Annotated in this window: 3 protein-coding genes; all 3 read left to right on the top strand. The window is 52.6% G+C overall.

Going from position 1 to position 1,362, the window contains the following annotated elements; genetic code table 11:
- Positions 1-510: amino acid--tRNA ligase-related protein (locus ACLTD4_RS24530; RefSeq protein WP_412331638.1), on the top strand; the 510-nt coding region annotated here is incomplete at its 5' end.
- A 17-nt stretch (positions 511-527) separates the two neighbouring features.
- Positions 528-902, top strand: a complete 375-nt coding sequence (gene gatC, locus ACLTD4_RS24525) for an Asp-tRNA(Asn)/Glu-tRNA(Gln) amidotransferase subunit GatC (RefSeq protein ID WP_172683662.1) — start codon at positions 528-530, stop codon at positions 900-902.
- Between the two features lie 12 nt (positions 903-914).
- A partial coding sequence (locus ACLTD4_RS24520; protein WP_412331637.1) for an amidase occupies positions 915-1,362 on the top strand: 448 nt, incomplete at its 3' end.

The following is a 1,362-nucleotide window of genomic DNA, read 5'->3' as shown; positions in this document are numbered from 1 at the left end:
AATGTTACACTTCCGGACGTATCAAAGATTCCCGCTGTAACCTTTAAACGGGCCAAGGAACTCGTTTCAGAGAAATACAGCCGTCCGATCCGCAACCCCTACGATTTAGAGCCGGAGGAAGAGAATCTGATCGGCCGGTATTTTAAAGAGGAGTTCGGCAGCGATTTTGTCTTCGTCACACATTACCCGTCAAAGAAGCGGCCGTTTTACGCCATGGACGATCCCCGGGATCCGAAGTATACGCTGAGCTTCGACCTGCTGTTCCGTGGTCTGGAGATCACCACTGGCGGCCAGAGAATCCACGATTACGATGCCATCATAAAGAAGATGGAAGCGAGGGGCATGGACCCGGAGGAGCTGGCATCCTACCTGATGATATTCAAATACGGTATGCCGCCTCACGGAGGTCTCGGAATCGGTCTGGAGAGACTGACCATGCGGCTGTTAAACGAGCAGAATGTCCGTGAGACGACGATGTTTCCACGCGACGTAACCAGACTGGAGCCATAGAAACGGAGGAAAGAACCATGGCAGATATGACAGAAAAGACTTCAAAAGCCGGCTCCATTCACGCTCGTCCGGCGGTAAGTGATGAGATGATCGAATACGTGGGAATTCTGGCAAAGCTTGAGCTGTCCGGGGCAGAAAAAGAGGAAGCCAAAAAGGACATGGAGCGCATGCTTGCCTATATCGACAAGCTGAACGAACTGGATACAGAGGGCGTAGAACCCATGACTCACCGATTCCCCCTGACCAATGTATTCCGGGAGGATATACCGGGAGAAGAAAGCCTTCCTCATACTGGTTTAGCGGAGCGCGAGCTCATCAACAGGGAATCCATCCTGAAAAATGCACCAGAGCAGAAAAACGGTGCGTTTAAGGTTCCTAAAACAGTGGAATAAGGAGGAGATCCCATGAAAGAAAAAGAGATATTATCACTGACTGCGGTTCAGCTGGGAAAGAAGATAAAAGAGAGAGAAGTAACGTGCAGAGAGGCGCTGGAGGCCGTCTTTGCCCAGATAAGAAGGCGGGAGCCGGAGCTTAACTGCTACGTAACGCTGGAAGAGGAAAAGGCGTTTAAGCAGGCGGAGGAGGTACAGAGGGGGATCGACGAAGGCACTCTTACCGGACCGCTGGCCGGGGTCCCGGTCGCGGTAAAAGACAATATGTGTATCGAAGGCATGCGCACCACCTGCAGCTCGAAGATTCTTGAAAACTTCGTGCCTGCCTATACGGCGGAGGCGGTAGAACGCTTAAGGAAGGCGGGGGCCGTAATCATCGGCAAGACGAACATGGACGAATTTGCCATGGGCAGTACGACGGAGACGTCCGCCTTCGGAGTCACGAGAAACCCCTGGAACC

This window comes from Hungatella sp., from assembly GCF_046966825.1.
This window is presented reverse-complemented; position numbering and strand designations above follow the sequence as displayed.

Bases quoted from the DNA above. Each gene is read 5' to 3' on its own strand.
- gatC (WP_172683662.1), top strand. From the start codon at position 528: ATGGCAGATATGACAGAAAAGACTTCAAAAGCCGGCTCCATTCACGCT.